The organism is Thioalkalivibrio sp. ALD1 (assembly GCF_000381245.1).
Taxonomy (GTDB): Bacteria; Pseudomonadota; Gammaproteobacteria; order Ectothiorhodospirales; family Ectothiorhodospiraceae; genus Thioalkalivibrio.
On the sequence record NZ_KB906241.1, the window covers coordinates 673,853 to 691,177 of the forward strand.

Here is a 17,325-nt window from a genome sequence, read left to right on the forward strand (position 1 = left end):
CCTTACGGCCGTTCCTGTACCCTTCTGACCTATGGCGATTCGTTTGATCGTCGGGCTGGGCAATCCGGGCCCGCGTTATGCCGAGACCCGGCATAACGCGGGCTTCTGGTTTGTGGATGCCCTGGCCCGTCGTCATTCCGTCGAGTTCCGCAGCGAGAGTCGCTTCGACGGTGAGGCGGCGCGGCTGACCTTGCCCGAGGGCGACTGCTGGCTGCTCAAGCCCATGAGTTTCATGAACAAGAGCGGTCTCCCGGTGCGCAAGTGTGCGGATTTTTACCGTATACCGCCGGAGGAAATCCTGGCGGTGCATGACGAGCTCGACCTGGACCCGGGTGTGGCGCGTCTGAAGATGGGCGGTGGGCACGGCGGCCATAATGGGCTGCGCGATCTGCATCGCCACATGGGTGGGCCGAATTATGCGCGTCTGCGCGTGGGTATCGGCCATCCCGGGCACCGCGACGAGGTGGTTCCGTTCGTGCTGGACCGTCCCGGCCGGGACGATGCGCGTGCGATCGAGGATGCCATCGATGCCGCGCTGGACCAGGTGCCGGCGCTGATTGCCGGGCGCTGGGATGAAGCCGTACGTAATCTGCATGGCGGCGGGTCGAAGTCACCCGGTCGCAAGAAATCCGAGGACGAGGAAGCCCGATGAGCCTGAAATGCGGGATCGTGGGCCTGCCGAACGTCGGCAAGTCCACCCTGTTCAATGCCCTGACCCGCGCGGAAATCGCCGCGGAAAACTATCCGTTCTGCACCATCGACCCGAATGTGGGCGTGGTGGAGGTGCCGGATCCGCGCCTGGCGCGGCTCACCGGGATCGTGAAGCCCGAGCGTACGCTGGCCACCACGGTGGAGTTTGTCGATATTGCGGGCCTGGTGGCCGGTGCCGCGCAAGGTGAGGGGCTGGGCAACCAGTTCTTGGCCCACATCCGCGAGACCGACGCGATCGCGCAGGTCGTGCGCTGTTTCGAGGATGACGACATCGTGCACGTGGCCGGCAAGGTCGACCCGCTGGCCGATATCGAGACCATCAGCACCGAGCTGATGCTGGCGGATCTCGAGACCACCAACAAGGCGCTGACCCGCCTGACGCGCGCGGCGAAGTCGCAGGACAAGACCGCGATTGCGCAGCTGAAGGCGGCCGAGAAGGTCGCAGACGGCCTGGATCAGGGGGTCCCGGCGCGAGCCCAGGACCTGGACGAGGACGAACGCCGGCTGCTCTATGATCTGCACCTGTTGACGATCAAGCCGCTGATGTACATCGCCAACGTCGACGAGGCCTCGCTGGCCGGTGGCAATGCAATGGTCGAGGCCGTGCAGGCCCGGGCGGCCGAGGAGGGTGCCGAGGTGGTCAGCGTCTGTGCGGCGATCGAGGCCGAGATTGCCGTGCTGAACCCGGAGGAGCGGGCCGAGTTCCTGGCCGATCTCGGGCTCGAGGAGCCGGGGCTGGACCGGGTGATTCGTACCGCCTATCGGCTGCTGGACCTGCAGACGTTTTTTACCGCCGGCGAAAAGGAGGTCCGCGCCTGGACTGTGCGTCGGGGTTCCACCGCGCCGCAGGCCGCGGGCGTCATCCACACCGATTTCGAGCGCGGCTTCATCCGTGCCGAAGTAGTGGGCTATGACGACTTCGTCGCGAACAATGGCGAGCAGGGTGCGAAGGACGCCGGGAAATGGCGCCTTGAGGGCAAGGAATACCTAATGCACGAAGGCGACGTGGTACATTTCCGCTTCAATGTCTGAGCGTTACACTGCGAATTGATTATCGGGCGTGGCGCCGCGGGTGCCTCGCCCTGTTTTGCACCGAATCTTTGGGAGTACTTCGATGGACGTAATGGACCGCATCCGCCAGCAGGTGGAAGACAATCCGGTGGTGATCTTCATGAAGGGCACCCCGCAGTTCCCGATGTGCGGCTTCTCCAGTCGCGCGGTCGAGGCGCTCAAGCGCTGTGAGCAGGAGTTTGCCTACGTCAACGTGATCGCCGACCAGGAGGTTATGCAGAACCTGCCGCGCTTCGCCGACTGGCCGACCTTCCCGCAGGTCTATGTGGATGGTGAGTTGATCGGTGGCTGCGACATCACCCTCGAGATGTTCGAGAACGGCGAACTGAAGAAGGTGGTCGACGAGGCTCACGCCAAGCGCGCCGCAAGTTAAGACTTGTGCTGCGGCAGCCCGTGGGGCTGCCGCATACCCCGGAACCGTCGTCACGAGGCCCCGTCCGGGGCCGTGGCGATCTGCGTGATGTTGCCCCGAGTCGCGGTCAGTTCCCCGGCGGGAGTTCTTCCGGGTCGGGCAGGCGCAGCGCGTTTTGCGGGACCCCGACCCCGTCCTGCCAGCGGTTCGCGATCTGGCAGAAGATGTCTGCCGTCTTTTCCGCATCGAATGCCGCGCTGTGGGCGGCCTCGGTATCCCAGCCGAGCCCTGCGGCATCGGCTGCCCGTGCCAGCACCGTCTGGCCGAATGCCAGTGCGGCCAGGGACACGGTATCCAGACTGGAAAACGGGTGGAACGGGTTGCGCTTGATCCCGCAGCGTTCGGCGGCGGTATGCACGAAGCCGAGATCGAAGTGGGCATTGTGCCCGACCAGGATCGCCCGTTTGCAGTGGTTGATCTTCACCTCCCGCCGGACCTCGCTGAACAGCCGGCCCATGGCCTGATCCTCGGGGTAGGCCGCACGCAACGGGTGGTAGGGGTCGATCCCGTTCACCTCCAGCGACTTCGGGTCCATCTCCGACCCTTCATAGGGGCGCACATGCAGGCTCACGGTGCGGTCGCGCACCAGGTGATCGTTTTCGTCGCGGCGCAGGAATACCGCCGCGACCTGCAAAAGGGCATGGCGGCGGCAGTCGAAGCCCCCGGTCTCGACATCCACGACGACGGGCAGAAAGCCACGAAATCGGTTTGCCATGGGGCGGTGCTGCGGGTCCAGCTGGACGGGTTCGGCCATCGGTGTACTCGGTCCTGAATGGGGTCGGCGGGCGGTATTCGAGGGTGTTGGCGGCGAGAGCGTGCGCTTTCGTGATGTTTGCGGCTTTTCCCGCAGATTTCCCCGAAGATCGGCGCCATAGGCGGCTTTCGCTTGACCTGTTGGCGGCTCAGTCGGGATACTTGCGCCTTTTATGCCCGCCCAACACCGGCGCATGGTAGCAAATGCCCGCCCGCCCGGTGGGCTGGAGCCGTGATGGCATCCTGATTCCCAACCCGTTTTCAGGGGTAGACGCATGGACCCGAACGCGACCGAACACGATATCGACCCGCAGGAAACCCAGGAGTGGATTGACGCCCTGGCCTCCGTGCTGGAGACCGACGGCCCCGAACGGGCGCACGCCCTGCTGGAACGTCTGGTCGATAAGGCGCGCCGCAGCGGGGCCTACCTCCCGTATTCGGCCAACACTGCCTATGTGAATACCATCCCCACCCACCTGGAGCCCGAGTATCCGGGCGACGGCGCGGTGGAGCATCGCATTCGTTCCTATATCCGCTGGAACGCGATGGCCATGGTGGTCAAGGCCAACCGTGTCTCGGCCGAGCTGGGCGGGCATATCGCGACCTTCGCCTCCGCCGCGACGCTCTATGACGTCGGCTTCAACCACTTCTGGCACGCCCCGTCGCATGACCATGGTGGTGATTTGCTGTTTGCCCAGGGGCACTCCTCGCCGGGCATTTATGCCCGCGCGTTCATGGAAGGCCGCCTGACCGAGGAGCAGCTGGACCACTTCCGCCGCGAGGTCGACGGCAAGGGCCTGTCCTCCTACCCGCACCCGTGGCTGATGCCGGACTTCTGGCAATTCCCGACCGTGTCCATGGGTCTGGGCCCGATCATGAGCATCTACCAGGCGCGCTTTATGCGCTATCTGCAGGATCGCGGCCTGGCGCAGACCGAGAATCGTCGTGTCTGGAGCTTTGTCGGCGACGGCGAGGTGGACGAGCCGGAGACCCTGGGGGCGATCACGCTGGCCTCGCGCGAGAAGCTGGACAACCTGACCTGGGTGGTGAACTGCAACCTGCAGCGCTTGGATGGCCCGGTCCGCGGCAACGGCAAGATCGTTCAGGAGCTGGAGGCGATCTTCCGTGGCGCCGGCTGGAACGTGGTCAAGGTGCTGTGGGGCCGTTACTGGGACCCGCTGCTGGCGAAGGACACGGACGGCTTGCTGCAGAAACGCATGATGGAGGCGGTCGACGGCGACTATCAGAACTACAAGTCGCGCGACGGTGCCTACGTGCGCGAGCATTTCTTCGGCAAATACCCCGAGCTCAAGCGCATGGTGGCCAACATGTCCGACGAGGACATCTGGCGCCTGAATCGTGGCGGCCACGACCCGGTCAAGGTCTATGCGGCCTACAAGGCGGCGGCCGAGCACAAGGGCCAGCCGACCGTGATCCTCGCGCATACGGTGAAGGGTTACGGCATGGGTGCGGCGGGCGAGGCCCAGAACCGTACTCACAGCCAGAAGAAGATGGACGCGGACGACATGAAGCAGTTCCGCGACCGCTTCAACATCCCGCTGTCCGACGACCAGGTGGAGAAGGCCGAGTACATCAAGCCGGATCCGGACTCCGACGAAATGAAGTACATGCACGAGCGGCGCAAGGATCTTGGCGGGTACCTGCCGGTACGCCGCCCGCTGGCCACCCCGCTGGAGGTGCCGGGGCTGGACGCCTTCAACGGTCTGCTGGAGTCCTCCGGCGAGCGCGAGATGTCCACCACCATGGCCTTCGTGCGCATGCTGACCCTGCTCGCGCGTGACAAGAAGATCGGCCAGAACATCGTCCCGATCGTGCCCGACGAGGCACGTACCTTCGGCATGGAAGGGCTGTTCCGCCAGCTGGGGATCTACTCCTCGGTCGGCCAGCTATACGAGCCGCAGGACAAGGAACAGGTGATGTATTACAAGGAGGACAAGAAGGGCCAGATCCTCGAAGAGGGCATCAACGAGGCCGGCTCAATGTCCTCCTGGATCGCGGCGGCCACGTCCTATTCCACCCATGGCGTGGCGATGGTGCCGTTCTACATCTTCTACTCGATGTTCGGCTTCCAGCGCGTCGGCGACCTGATCTGGGCCGCCGGCGACATGCGTGCCCGTGGCTTCCTGATGGGGGCGACCGCCGGGCGCACCACGCTGGCCGGCGAGGGCCTGCAGCATGACGACGGCCACAGCCTGATGATGGCCGCCAACGTGCCCAACTGCATCGCCTACGATCCGACCTTCGCCTTTGAACTGGCGGTGATCGTGCAGGACGGCATGCGCCGCATGTACGCGGAGCAGGAGAGCATCTTCTACTACATCACTGTAATGAACGAGAACTACCCGCAGCCGGCCATGCCGAAGGGCGCCGAGGAAGGCATCCGCCGCGGCCTGTACCGGCTGCAGGCGGGCGGGCGCAAGAAAAAGAAGGTGCGCCTGCTGGGCTCCGGCACCATCCTGCGCGAGGCCATCGCGGCCTCCGATCTGCTGGACAAGGACTTTGGCGTGGCTGCCGAGGTCTGGAGTGCCACCAGCTTCAACGAGCTGGCCCGCGACGGTCGCGATGTCGAGCGCCACGCGCGTCTGCACCCGGAGGCCAAACCGCGCAAATCCTGGGTGGAGGAATGCCTGGGTGGCTCGGATGCGCCGGTGGTCGCCGCGACCGATTATGTGCAGGCCTATGCCGACCAGATCCGTGCCTTCGTGCCGGCCGACTATCGCGTGCTGGGCACCGACGGCTTTGGTCGTTCGGATACCCGCGCCGCGCTGCGCCGGCACTTCGAGGTCGATCGTTACCACATCGCGGTCGCGGCCCTGAAGGCCCTGGCCGATGCCGGGACCGTCGAGGTCAAGACCGTGAGTGATGCGATCAAGAAGTACAAGATCGACGTCGAACGGCCCAACCCCTTGCAGGCCTGAGGCCGCCGGACCCGAGGCAGGAGCAGACATGAGCAACACGACTACTGTGCACGTCCCGGATATCGGCGACTTCAAGGACGTCGAGATCATCGAGGTCATCGTCAGCCCCGGTGACACTGTGGCTCCCGAGGATCCGCTGATCACGCTGGAGTCCGACAAGGCCTCCATCGAGATTCCGGCCCCGCAGGGCGGGACGGTGAAGGCGCTGAAGGTGAAGGCTGGCGACCGCGTCAACGAGGGCGACCCGATCCTGGAACTGGAGCCCTCCGACGAGGGCGCGGCCGAGGACACCTCCGCCAAGGACGAGGTGCCGAAGGAAGAAGCGCCGAAGGAGGAAGCACCGCCTTCCTCGGACGCGCAGGCCGAGCAGCCGCCGCCGTCCGAGGCGCCAAAAGCGGCTGACCGGGCCGATCCGCGCCCGTCGCCGACCGAGCACATCCGCGACGAATCGGCCTTCCGCAAGGCCCACGCCTCGCCGGTGGTGCGCAAGTTCGCACGCGAGCTGGGCGTGGACCTGAGCAAGGTCGATGGTTCCGGGCGCAAGGGGCGCATCCTGCGCGAGGACGTCCAGGGATTCGTCAAGCGCGCGCTGAGCCAGGGCGCCGGTGGCGGTCTGGGGGTCGAGCCGATGCCGGAGATCGACTTCTCCGAGTTCGGCCCGATCGAGACCCAACCGCTGTCGAAGATCAACAAGCTCACCGGCAAGAACCTGCATCGCAACTGGGTCACCGTCCCGCATGTGACCCAGTTCGACGAGGCCGATATCACCGAGCTCGAGGACTTCCGCAAGTCGCTGAAGGCGGAGTACGAGAAGAAGGGCGTGAAGGTCACCTTCCTGCCGTTCCTGATGAAGGCGGTGGTCTCCGCGCTCAAGCAGTACCCGCGCTTCAACGCCTCGCTGGATGCGACCGGCGAGAACCTGATCCTGAAGCAGTACTACAACCTCGGCATCGCGGTGGACACGCCGGACGGCCTGGTCGTCCCGGTGGTGCGCGATGTGGATCGCAAGAGCCTGGTTGATATCGCCGCCGAGCTGATGGACATCTCCCAGCGCGCCCGCGACAAGAAGCTCAAGCCCGCGGACATGCAGGGCGGCTGCATGACCATCTCCAGCCTCGGCGGGATCGGTGGTACGCAGTTCACCCCGATCGTGAATGCCCCCGAGGTGGCGATCCTGGGTGTGTCGCGCTCCAGCATGAAGCCGGTCTGGAACGGTGAAGAGTTCGAGCCGCGCCTGATCCTGCCGCTGGCACTGTCGTACGATCACCGGGTGATCGACGGCGCCCTGGGCGCCCGCTTCGCCACCACGCTGAGCGCGCTGCTGTCCGACATGCGCCGCATGCTTCTGTAATTGCAACCGGAGTGACTGGATGAGCCAGACGAAGACCATCGAAGTCCCGGACATCGGGGATTTCAAGGACGTCGAGATCATCGAGGTCCTGGTACAGCCGGGCAGCGAGATTGCGCCGGAAGACCCGCTGATCACGCTGGAGTCCGACAAGGCGACCATCGACGTGCCCGCCCCTGAGGCCGGTACGGTGAAGAAGCTGCATGTGAAGGTCGGCGACAAGGTCTCCCAGGGCAGCAAGCTCCTGGACCTCGAGGCCAGCGGCGAGGCCGCGGGCAGCGATGACGCCCCCGCGTCCGGCGGTGACAAGACCGAGTCCGACAAAGCGGAATCCTCGGCCGGGAGTGAGTCGCAGAAGGCCGCGCCCAAAGCGGCCGCCGACCCGAACACAGACAGCCAGTGCCAGGTGCTGGTGCTGGGCTCCGGCCCCGGCGGTTACACCGCCGCCTTCCGCGCGGCGGACCTGGGGCTGGATGTGGTGATGGTCGAGCGCTACCCGCAGATCGGCGGGGTCTGCCTGAACGTCGGCTGTATCCCGTCCAAGGCGCTGCTGCACGCCGGCGAGGTTCTGCACGAGGCCGAGCGCTTTGCCGCCTTGGGCATCAAGTTCGGCGAGCCGGAGATCGATCTCGACGGCCTGCGTGGCTATAAGGGCAATGCGGTCAAGAAGCTGACCGGCGGGCTCAAGCAGCTGTGCAAGCAGCGCAACGTGCGCGTGGTGCAGGGCACGGGCGAGTTCGTCGGCGCCAACAGCATCGCAGTGGAGGGCGATGACGGCCGCGAAGTGATCGGCTTCGAGCATGCGATCATCGCGGTCGGTTCGCAGGCGATCAAGCTGCTCGGCTTCCCCTGGGACGACGAGCGGGTGATGGACTCGACCGACGCCCTCGATCTCGCGGAGATCCCCAAGCGCATGCTGGTGGTCGGCGGCGGCATCATCGGCCTGGAAATGGCCTGCGTGTACGAGTCGCTGGGCACGAAGGTCACGGTGGTCGAGTTGTCCGATACCCTGATGCCGGGTGCGGATCGCGACATCGTGCGCCCGTTCGAGAAGCGCGCGAAGAAGCGCTTCGAGAATATCTTCCTCAAGAGCAAGGTCGCCGAGGCCAAGGCCACCAAGGCCGGCATCGTCTGCCAGTTCGACGGCGAGGCCAAGGGCCTGCCGGAAGAGGACACCTTCGACCGCGTGCTGGTCGCTGTGGGACGTAGCCCGAACGGCGCGAAGATCAAGGCCGAGGCGGCGGGCGTGCAGGTCACCGAGCGTGGCTTCATCGAGGTCGACAGCCAGCAGCGCACCAATGTCGAGCACATCTTCGCCATCGGCGACGTGGTCGGCCAGCCGATGCTGGCACACAAGGCCACCCACGAGGGCAAGGTCGCGGCCGAGGTGATCGCCGGGCACAAGGTGCACTTCGACGCCCGCGCGATCCCGTCGGTGGCCTATACCCATCCCGAGGTCGCCTGGATGGGCGTGACCGAGGAGCAGGCCAAGGCCGACGGCATCGAGTACACCAAGGGTGTGTTTCCCTGGGCTGCCTCCGGCCGCGCGATCGCGCTGGGTGCCGAGGACGGCATGACCAAGCTGCTGTTCGACGCCGATGGTCGGGTGATCGGCGCGGGTCTTGTTGGGCCCTCCGCCGGTGATCTGATTGGCGAGGCGATGCTGGCGCTGGAGATGGGTGCGGAGATGGAAGACATTGGTCTGACCGTGCATCCGCACCCGACCCTTAGCGAGACGGTGGCTTTTGCCGCCGAGGTCGCGCACGGCTCCATCACCGATATCCTGCCACCCAAGAAGCGCTAGCACACGGGTTGCATGCCTGAGCTGCGCCCACTTTTGATCCTGTTTTTCGGCGGGCTGTGGCTGGCGCACGTTGCCCAGGCGGGGGTGGTCCCCCACCGCGAATCGCTGGAGCGCAGCGACTGGCAGGTGATCGAGCTGGACGACGCCTGCCGCATCGAACAAGGCGTTCGCCACGGCGGTACGCTGCGCTTCGAGACCCAGCCAGGTCTGGCCCTTCGCGCTTTCTGGCTCGCCCCTTACGCAATGCCCGAGGGCGCCACGGCGCGACTGCGCACCGGGGCCCCGGAATGGCTTGGGGCGAGTCCGAAATCGCCCCTGGATCTCGACTTGCGTGCCGAACGGCCGGATCGCTTCCGGGTGCCGGACGCGCAGGTTCAGGCACTCAAGGCCCGCCTTCTAGTGGGCCATGACGTGCGTATCGATTTCCCCGGTGCCGAGGACGCGGTGCATTTTCGCGGCATTCGTTTTGCCCAGCGCGCCGAGGGTTTCAAGGCCTGCTACACAGGGGCCGAGGGCCCGGATGTCGGGGCGCTGGATCGCTGGTCGGTGTACTTCGCAACCGGCAGCCGGGATCTGGATTCCAGAGGGCGCGAGACGGTCGCTCGCGCGGCCGAGACTCTACGTACGGTGGAACGCCCGCAGGTGCGTCTGGTCGGGCTGACCGACGCTGAGGGCCCGCGCGAACTGAACGAGCGCCTGAGCCGACAGCGCGCGGAGGCGGTGCGTGCAGCGCTGATCGAGGCCGGTGTGCCGGCCGACGGGTTGGCGGTGGAGGCCGGTGGCGTCGATCCGGAGGCGGAAGGCGAGCGCGAGGGATCGCGCCGGGTGGATATCTGGTGGCTGGGTGGGGCGGATGCCGCCGCCGAGCCGTCCTCCGGTTCTGAAGCCGCTACCGAGACGCGCCACGAGTTGCCTCCGGCCGAGCCACTGGCGGAGCCGGAGTCGGCGCCTGGCGTGCCGGACTCCGCGGGCTGGTAGTGAAGCCCGTCACAAAACCGACTATAACTCTCAAGATGAAAGAAGGATTGGTATTCCCATGAGTTCGAAGATTTCCCGTGTCGTGCTGGCCTATTCAGGGGGCCTGGATACCTCCGTGATCCTCAAGTGGCTCGAGGATCAGTACGGCTGCGAGGTGATCACCTTCACCGCCGACCTGGGCCAGGGCGAGGAGGTCGAACCGGCCCGCGCCAAGGCCGAGGCCCTGGGCGTGAAGCAGATCTACATCGAGGACCTGCGCGAGACCTTCGTGCGCGACTATGTGTTCCCGATGTTCCGCGCGAACACGATCTACGAGGGCGAGTACCTGCTGGGCACCTCGATCGCGCGGCCGCTGATCGCGCGCCGGATGGTGGAGATCGCCGAGGAGACCGGCGCCGATGCCATCGCCCATGGCGCCACCGGCAAGGGCAACGACCAGGTGCGCTTCGAGCTCGGGGCCTATGCGCTGAAGCCGGGGATCCAGGTGATCGCCCCCTGGCGCGAGTGGGACCTGAACTCGCGCGAGCGCCTGATGGCCTACGCCGAGCAGCACAACATCCCGGTGGACTACAAGAAGCAGGGCACCAAGTCGCCGTACTCGATGGATGCCAACCTGCTGCACATCTCCTACGAGGGCGGCCCGCTGGAAGACCCGTGGACCGAGGCCGAGGAAGACATGTGGCGCTGGTCGGTCTCCCCGGAGGCCGCACCGGACGAGTCGGAGACGCTGACCATCGGTTTCGAGAAGGGCGACCCGGTCTCGATCAACGGCAAGCGCCTGAGCGCCGCGGAACTGCTCGCGAAGCTGAACGAGCGCGGCGGGGCCCACGGCGTCGGCCGTCTCGATATCGTCGAGAACCGCTATGTCGGCATGAAGTCGCGCGGCTGCTACGAGACCCCGGGCGGCACCATCCTGCTCAAGGCGCACCGCGCGCTGGAGTCGATCACCCTGGACCGCGAGGCCGCGCACCTGAAGGACGAGCTGATGCCGCGCTACGCCAGTCTGATCTACAACGGCTACTGGTGGAGCCCGGAGCGGCGCATGCTGCAGGCCGCGATCGACGACACCCAGGGCGTGGTCAACGGCGAGGTGCGCCTGCGCCTGTACAAGGGCAACGTGATCGTCGCTGGCCGCCGTTCGGAGGACACTCTGTTCGACGATGCCATTGCCACTTTCGAGGACGATGCCGGTGCCTACGATCAGAAAGACGCCGAAGGCTTCATCCGTCTGAACGCGCTGCGTCTGCGTATCGCCGCCAGCCGCCATCGGAAACCCACATGAGATGAACTGGTGTGCGGTTGTCCGCCGATCACTTGGCTGGCTGTCGCAGGTGAGCAGGACCAGCCTCGGGGGTGCGCTTCTGGTGTGGTGCCTGGTGCCTGGTGCGCTTGTGGCGGGCCCGGCCGGGGCGGAGGTCGAATCGGCCGAGCACGAACTGGTGCTCGGGGTGCTCGCGCACCGCGGCGAGGACGTGGCGCGCGAGCAGTGGACACCGTTCGCCGAGTATCTGGAGCAGGCGCTGGGCGGCATTCATGTGCGTCTGGTGCCGGTCGATAACGATACCCTGCAGGCGGGTGCCGCCGAGGACCGCTTCGACCTGGTGCTGACCAATTCCGGCTCCTACGTGATGCTTGAGCATCGCCATGGTATCTCCCGTATCGCGACCATGCTCCCGGCCGAGGTCGGGCGCGAGGAAGACCGCTTTGGGGCCGTGATCGTTGCCCGTGCGGATCGTTCGGATCTGGTCGAGCTGCGGGATCTGGCCGGGCAGCGAGTTTCTGCGGTTCATCCGGATGCCTTTGGTGGCTGGTGGATGGCCTGGCGCGAATTGCAGGCGGCAGGGCTGGATATCGAGGGTGACCTGGAAGACGTGGTCTTCACGGGTTTTCCGGTCTCCAGTGGGCTGGACCTAGTGCTGTCGGGCGAGGTGGATGCCGCGACCTTTCGCACGGGAATTCTCGAGGACCTGCGCGAGCAGGGCGACCCACGCGTGGACCAGTTGCGCCTGGTCGGCGAACGGGCTATTCCCGGTTTCTCGTATCGGACGTCCACCCGTCTGTATCCGGAGTGGCCTCTGGCCATGCGCGGCGATCTCGATGTCGATATCGCGCAAACCGTGCTCCGCGCCATCCTGGAGCTGGACGCCGAGCACCCGGTGAGCGAGGCGGCCGGGATAGCGGGCTGGGCCGCGCCGCGCTCCTACGAGGACGTGCACGGTCTGATGCACGAACTGGGCGTCGGGCTCTATGCGCCGGAGCCGTTCGCCGTGATGCGATGGGCTCGCGACAACCTGGGGGTATTGTTTGCCGTGCTCGCGGCCGGTATTGCGCTGGTCCTTCTGTATGTACTGCAGGTGCATGCCCGCATGCGCACGGCCGGGGACAACTTGCGCAGGGCGATGGGCGCGATCCCGAATGCGGTGATTACCCTGGACCACCGTGGCGGGGTCTCGTACATGAATCCCGCCGCCGAGCAGATGGCGGGACTGGTTCGTTTGCAGGCGTTGGGTTGCGCCCTGGAGCAGGTCCTGGATCTGCGCGAGATGGGGACAGATCGGCCGCTGGGCGCGGACCATCCAGGGCCGCTCGCCCCCCAACTGGGCGAGCATACCGAGGCCAGGCTGGTGACCCCGGACGGTCAGGAGCGAATCGTGCGGATCGACCGCACAGCGCTGGACCCGGTGGCGGGCAGTTCGGTGCGGACCCTGCTGGTGCTGACCGATATTTCCGAGGAGCGCGAGCTGGTCGACCGCCTGGTTCATGAAGCGAGTCACGATCCGCTCACCGGGTTGTTGAACCGGCGCGCATTCGAACGCGAGATGCAGCGCGCAATGGACAGTGCAGGGGAATACTCGTCGGTGGCGGCGAGCCTGCTGCTGGTGGATCTGGACTACTTCAAGGCGGTCAATGATCGCCACGGCCATCAGGTAGGTGATGAACTGCTGCGGCGGGTGGCGACCATCCTGCGCCAACTGACGCGCTCGCGCGATGCCGTGGCCCGCATCGGTGGCGACGAGTTCGCGGTGATCGCGTACGACACCGACGCCGAACAGGCCCAGGTCCTCGGCCAGCGAATCTGCAGTGCCCTGGGGGATCGGCCGTTGCAGGTCGAGGCTCGGGACGTCACCATTGGTGCTTCGGTCGGTGTGGTGCAGTTGATCGAGGGGCTGCCGGGCGTGGACGCGGCTTTCGTGGCCGCTGACCGGGCCTGCTATTCCGCCAAGAGCGAGGGGCGCGGCCAGGTCGGTGTGGCCCGCCCGGCGGATGTTCACCCCATTACCGGTTCCTGACGCCCAGCGTCGGGCGCGGCGAAAAAGGAATCGTTATGTCGGTTGTTTCCCGTATACGCATGGGGCTGGCGGCCCTGATGGTGCTGGCACTCTCCGGCTGCGCGACCGTTCCCAGCGAGGATCGTCATCCGGACGACCCCTGGGAGTCATACAACCGGGTGGTATTCGAAATCAACGACGACTTCGACCAGGCGCTCTTGCGCCCGGCAGCGGTCCAGTACCGCCGCCTGCCGCAGCCGGTCCAGACCGGGGTGGGCAATTTCTTCTCCAACCTCAATGACTTTACGGTCCTGTTCAACAATCTGCTGCAGGGCAACCTGGAGAACGCCGCTTCGGATACCGGTCGCATCATGTTCAATACGACCTTCGGGCTGCTCGGCCTGATCGACGTGGCCTCGCCGATGGGACTCGAGAAGAACAACGAGGACTTTGGCCAGACGTTGGGTGCCTGGGGTGTGGCGCGGGGACCGTACCTGCAGCTGCCGCTGCTGGGCCCGAGCACCGCGCGTGACGCGCCGGCGCGCCTGGTCGACGGCTACACTAGCCCCATGTATCACACGGACCTGCGCACCGATCACACCGGCTGGTGGGTGGGTCTGATCGCGCTGGACGTGGTCGACATGCGCGCCGGGCTGATCCCGACCGAGCGCATGCTGGAGCAGATCTCCGACGATCGCTACATCGCCATGCGCGAGGCCTACCTGCAGCGCCGTGACTTCATGGTGCGCGGGGCCTCGGACGAGCGCGCGACCGAGATGCTGGACGAGTTGGACGAACTCGAGGCCCTGGAGGCGATGGAAGCCGAGGAGGGCATGGATTGAACAGCCTCTGGACGATGCTGGACATCCTGCGCCTGCGCAGTGGACCGCAGGATCTGCCGCCCGACAGCGCTACGCTGATCTTCTGGCTCGGGATTGCCCTGGTCACGGGTATGGCCGTCGGCATTCCGATGTACGGCACGGGCCAGGCCCTGGTCCTGAATGTGCTCGACCTGGTCGTGCTGTACATGTTTATCGTCGTGGTGCTGCGCATGGGGGGTGTGCCGGACCGCTGGTTGCAGACCTTTACCGCAATGGCCGGCACCGGGGCCCTGCTGGGCCTGCTGATGGCCCTGTTGATGCTGATCGATGCCCCGACCGATCCGGAAGAGGTCTCCACCGGGGCCCTTCTGGCTTTGTTGACGCTGGTGGGCTGGTTGCTGCTGGTCTTCGGGCACATCCTGCAGCAGGCCCTGGAATTGGGCAGCCGCTTTGTCGGCATGCTCATCGCGCTGGGGTATGTGGTGGTCTCCAGCGTGATCACCCAGGTGGCCCTGGGAGCGCTGTAGTGAGCACGGGTCAGCTGCACATACTTGGCATCGGCGGAACCTTCATGGGCGGGCTGGCCCAGCTTGCCCGGGCGCGCGGCTACGAGGTCACCGGTTCCGACCAGAAGCTGTACCCGCCAATGAGCGAGCAACTGGAGCAGGCCGGTATTCCGTATCACGAGGGCCATGACCCGGCCACCCTGCCGGATGCCGGGCCGGTCGTGGTCGGCAACGTGATGACCCGGGGCATGCCGGTCATCGAGGCCCTGCTGGATCGCGGCCTGTCCTACACTTCCGGTCCACAGTGGCTGGCCGAGCATGTGCTGTATGACCGCTGGGTGCTGGCAGTGGCTGGGACCCATGGCAAGACTACGACCGCGAGCCTGCTGGCGTGGATTCTGGAACATGCCGGGCTGAGCCCGGGATTCCTGATCGGGGGCGTGCCCGGCAACTTCGGTGTCAGCGCCCGCCTGGGCGAGGCTCCATTCTTCGTGATCGAGGCGGACGAATACGACTCCGCCTTCTTCGACAAGCGCGCGAAGTTCGTCCACTACCGGCCGCGTACCCTGGTGCTGAACAATCTCGAATTCGACCACGCGGACATCTACCCGGACCTGGCCGCGATCGAACGCCAGTTCCATCACCTGGTCCGGACTATTCCCGGGCAGGGCCTGATCCTGCTGCCCTCGGGCGATGCCGCGCTGGAGCGCGTGCTGGAAATGGGCTGCTGGACGCCGGTGGAACGCATCACGACCGACCCGGATACCGGGGATACCGTGGCCTTGGGGGCGCGGCCTTTGAATGCCGATGCGTCGGAGTTCGAGGTGCTGGCCAACGGGGTGGTCCAGGGCCGTGTGGCCTGGGAAATGACGGGGCAGCACAATCTTTCCAATGCCCTGGCCGCGCTCGGAGCGGCACGCCATGCCGGGGTGCCACTGGCCGCGGGGATCGCGGCCTTGCCGGGCTTCCGTGGTGTGCGGCGTCGTCAGGAACTGCGTGCCGACATCGACGGGATCCGGGTGATCGACGACTTCGCCCATCACCCGACTGCGATCCGCCTGACCCTGGAAGGCCTGCGGGGCCGCGTCGCCCCCGGGGGGCGGTTGATCGCGGTGCTGGAGCCGCGCTCCAACACCATGCGCATGGGGGTTCATGCCGAGGCTCTGGGCGCTGCCCTGGAGTGCGCGGATGTGGTGCATCTTTATCATGCCCCGGAGATCGACTGGTCCACCACGGACCTCGAGCGCCGCCTCGGCGAGCGCCTGTCGGTCACGCGCGAGATCGAGGCCCTGATGGGCGGTATTCTGTCAAACGTGCGTGCTGGCGATACGCTGGTCATCATGAGCAATGGTGGCTTCGATGGTCTGCACCAGCGCCTGATTGCCGCGTTACAGTTACGTGAATCCGCGGGGACTCCTGCATGAGTGGACAGCCACGCTCGATCGCCTTGGCCCTGACCGGTGCCTCCGGCGCACCCTACGGGCTGCGCTTGCTGGAGTGCCTGGTGCAGGCGGGGGTTCAGGTGCATCTGATGCTGTCGAAACCGGCACAGGTAGTACTGGGGCTGGAGACCGATCTCGACGTGCCCGGGCGTCCGGCCGAGATTGCACGCTTTTTCGCCGAGCGACATGGGGCCGCCGATGGACAGATCCGCTGCTATGGCCCGGAGCAGTGGACGGCACCGGTGGCCAGCGGCTCGGCCGTGCCGGAGGCGATGGTGGTCTGCCCCTGCACCACGGCGACTGTCTCGGCGATCGCGACCGGCGCATCGCGCGGGCTGATCGAACGTGCGGCGGATGTGGTGCTCAAGGAACGGCGCAGGCTGGTGCTGGTGGTGCGCGAGACGCCGTTCTCCGAGATCCACCTGGAGAACATGCTGCGTCTGGCGCGCATGGGTGCGGTGGTGATGCCGGCCAACCCGGCCTTTTATCATCGGCCGCAATCCATCGACGAGCTGGTTGATTTTATTGTGGCGCGAGTGCTGGACCATCTGGAAGTCGAGCATGCCCTGGGTCCGCGCTGGGGCGAGGCGTCGTTGCCGCCGGAGGATCCGGCATGACGACGCTTCCGCTGTTCCCGCTGAATACCGTGCTGTTTCCGGAGGGGCTGCTGCCGCTGCGGATCTTCGAGACGCGCTATCTCGACATGGTGCGCCGCTGCCTGCGCGAGGATGGCCGCTTCGTGATCGTCGCGATCGAGCCGGATACCGAGTCCGGTGCGCCCCGCCCGGAGGCCGAGACGGACCCGTCGGTCGGCTTCCACCCGATCGGAACCGAGGTCGCGATCGTCGACTGGGACCAGCGGCCGGACGGCCTGCTCGGTATCCTGGTCAAGGGCGAGCGGCGCCACCGCATACACAATCCGCGCCGGGCCGATGACGGTCTCTGGCTGGCGGAGGTCGAGCCGCTGCAGGAGCGCCCCGATGTGAGCTTGCCGGTGGATTATGCCTCGCTGGCGGATCTGCTCGAACGGCTTCTGGACCAGCTCGGTACGCCCTGGTCGCATCTGGAGCGGCGCTTCGATGACTCGTCCTGGATCGTTGGACGGTTGGCAGAGCTCCTTCCGATTGATCTCGAGGTCAAGCAGCAGCTGCTGGAGGCGGACGACCCGATCGAGCGCCTGGAACGCCTGCGCGCAGCCATGCTCGCGGCATCGAAATCCTGACACTGACGGGCGGGGCTGGTAAGGTCGACGGTTCATTCTTAACCGGAGC

General features: G+C 66.1%; 15 protein-coding genes. 14 read left to right on the plus strand and 1 reads right to left on the minus strand.

Going from position 1 to position 17,325, the window contains the following annotated elements; genetic code table 11:
- Positions 1-31: 31 nt before the first annotated feature.
- From pth to grxD, 3 genes are all read left to right on the plus strand, one after another.
- Entirely contained in the window at positions 32-652 is a 621-nt protein-coding gene (gene pth / locus F623_RS0103165; protein WP_018860746.1) for an aminoacyl-tRNA hydrolase, read from the plus strand.
- Entirely contained in the window at positions 649-1,743 is a 1,095-nt protein-coding gene (gene ychF / locus F623_RS0103170; RefSeq protein WP_018868074.1) for a redox-regulated ATPase YchF, read from the plus strand. The genes pth and ychF overlap by 4 nt, the downstream gene beginning before the upstream one ends.
- 82 nt (positions 1,744-1,825) lie before the next feature.
- On the plus strand, positions 1,826-2,155 hold the full coding sequence (gene grxD, locus F623_RS0103175; protein ID WP_018868073.1) for a Grx4 family monothiol glutaredoxin: 330 nt from the start codon (positions 1,826-1,828) through the stop codon (positions 2,153-2,155).
- A gap of 106 nt (positions 2,156-2,261) precedes the next feature.
- Here the strand turns inward: grxD and rnt are convergent, their stop codons facing one another.
- Positions 2,262-2,948: a ribonuclease T gene (gene rnt, locus F623_RS0103180; protein ID WP_018860743.1), complete on the minus strand. Its 687-nt coding sequence runs from the start codon at positions 2,946-2,948 to the stop codon at positions 2,262-2,264.
- Between the two features lie 274 nt (positions 2,949-3,222).
- Between rnt and aceE the strand changes: the two genes are divergently transcribed.
- The 11 genes from aceE to F623_RS0103235 are packed head-to-tail and all read left to right on the plus strand — an operon-like array spanning position 3,223 to position 17,276.
- Positions 3,223-5,886 (plus strand): pyruvate dehydrogenase (acetyl-transferring), homodimeric type, encoded by a 2,664-nt coding sequence (gene aceE / locus F623_RS0103185; protein ID WP_018868072.1) that lies wholly within the window; start codon positions 3,223-3,225, stop codon positions 5,884-5,886.
- Entirely contained in the window at positions 5,831-7,237 is a 1,407-nt protein-coding gene (gene aceF / locus F623_RS0103190; RefSeq protein WP_081616559.1) for a dihydrolipoyllysine-residue acetyltransferase, read from the plus strand. The genes aceE and aceF overlap by 56 nt, the downstream gene beginning before the upstream one ends.
- A 19-nt stretch (positions 7,238-7,256) precedes the next feature.
- Positions 7,257-9,038, plus strand: a complete 1,782-nt coding sequence (lpdA, locus tag F623_RS0103195; protein WP_018868071.1) for a dihydrolipoyl dehydrogenase — start codon at positions 7,257-7,259, stop codon at positions 9,036-9,038.
- 12 nt (positions 9,039-9,050) lie between these two features.
- A complete protein-coding gene (locus F623_RS0103200) occupies positions 9,051-10,016 on the plus strand; it encodes an OmpA family protein (protein ID WP_018860739.1) in 966 nt (321 codons plus the stop codon).
- 58 nt (positions 10,017-10,074) lie between these two features.
- A complete protein-coding gene (locus F623_RS0103205) occupies positions 10,075-11,298 on the plus strand; it encodes an argininosuccinate synthase (RefSeq protein ID WP_018860738.1) in 1,224 nt (407 codons plus the stop codon).
- Between the two features lies 1 nt (position 11,299).
- Entirely contained in the window at positions 11,300-13,306 is a 2,007-nt protein-coding gene (locus tag F623_RS0103210; protein WP_026278576.1) for a diguanylate cyclase, read from the plus strand.
- 35 nt (positions 13,307-13,341) lie between these two features.
- Positions 13,342-14,127, plus strand: coding sequence for a VacJ family lipoprotein (locus F623_RS0103215; protein ID WP_038040143.1), 786 nt, complete (start codon positions 13,342-13,344; stop codon positions 14,125-14,127).
- Complete coding sequence (locus tag F623_RS0103220) at positions 14,124-14,633, plus strand: hypothetical protein (RefSeq protein WP_026278575.1); 510 nt, start codon at positions 14,124-14,126, stop codon at positions 14,631-14,633. Before F623_RS0103215 ends, F623_RS0103220 begins: the two co-directional genes overlap by 4 nt.
- Positions 14,633-16,036, plus strand: a complete 1,404-nt coding sequence (gene mpl, locus F623_RS0103225) for a UDP-N-acetylmuramate:L-alanyl-gamma-D-glutamyl-meso-diaminopimelate ligase (protein WP_018868070.1) — start codon at positions 14,633-14,635, stop codon at positions 16,034-16,036. Before F623_RS0103220 ends, mpl begins: the two co-directional genes overlap by 1 nt.
- A complete protein-coding gene (locus F623_RS0103230; RefSeq protein ID WP_018868069.1) occupies positions 16,033-16,671 on the plus strand; it encodes a flavin prenyltransferase UbiX in 639 nt (212 codons plus the stop codon). Before mpl ends, F623_RS0103230 begins: the two co-directional genes overlap by 4 nt.
- Positions 16,668-17,276: an LON peptidase substrate-binding domain-containing protein gene (locus F623_RS0103235; RefSeq protein ID WP_018860732.1), complete on the plus strand. Its 609-nt coding sequence runs from the start codon at positions 16,668-16,670 to the stop codon at positions 17,274-17,276. Before F623_RS0103230 ends, F623_RS0103235 begins: the two co-directional genes overlap by 4 nt.
- The last annotated feature ends 49 nt before the right edge of the window (positions 17,277-17,325 follow it).

Excerpts from the sequence above, each read along its gene's own strand:
- aceE (WP_018868072.1), top strand. The coding sequence starts at position 3,223 with ATGGACCCGAACGCGACCGAACACGATATCGACCCGCAGGAAACCCAG.
- ychF (WP_018868074.1), top strand. The coding sequence starts at position 649 with ATGAGCCTGAAATGCGGGATCGTGGGCCTGCCGAACGTCGGCAAGTCC.
- grxD (WP_018868073.1), top strand. The coding sequence starts at position 1,826 with ATGGACGTAATGGACCGCATCCGCCAGCAGGTGGAAGACAATCCGGTG.
- F623_RS0103200 (WP_018860739.1), top strand. The coding sequence starts at position 9,051 with ATGCCTGAGCTGCGCCCACTTTTGATCCTGTTTTTCGGCGGGCTGTGG.
- F623_RS0103215 (WP_038040143.1), top strand. The coding sequence starts at position 13,342 with ATGTCGGTTGTTTCCCGTATACGCATGGGGCTGGCGGCCCTGATGGTG.
- F623_RS0103210 (WP_026278576.1), top strand. The coding sequence starts at position 11,300 with ATGAACTGGTGTGCGGTTGTCCGCCGATCACTTGGCTGGCTGTCGCAG.
- F623_RS0103230 (WP_018868069.1), top strand. The coding sequence starts at position 16,033 with ATGAGTGGACAGCCACGCTCGATCGCCTTGGCCCTGACCGGTGCCTCC.
- lpdA (WP_018868071.1), top strand. The coding sequence starts at position 7,257 with ATGAGCCAGACGAAGACCATCGAAGTCCCGGACATCGGGGATTTCAAG.
- rnt (WP_018860743.1), bottom strand. The coding sequence starts at position 2,948 with ATGGCCGAACCCGTCCAGCTGGACCCGCAGCACCGCCCCATGGCAAAC.
- F623_RS0103205 (WP_018860738.1), top strand. The coding sequence starts at position 10,075 with ATGAGTTCGAAGATTTCCCGTGTCGTGCTGGCCTATTCAGGGGGCCTG.
- pth (WP_018860746.1), top strand. The coding sequence starts at position 32 with ATGGCGATTCGTTTGATCGTCGGGCTGGGCAATCCGGGCCCGCGTTAT.
- F623_RS0103235 (WP_018860732.1), top strand. The coding sequence starts at position 16,668 with ATGACGACGCTTCCGCTGTTCCCGCTGAATACCGTGCTGTTTCCGGAG.
- aceF (WP_081616559.1), top strand. The coding sequence starts at position 5,831 with ATGCGATCAAGAAGTACAAGATCGACGTCGAACGGCCCAACCCCTTGC.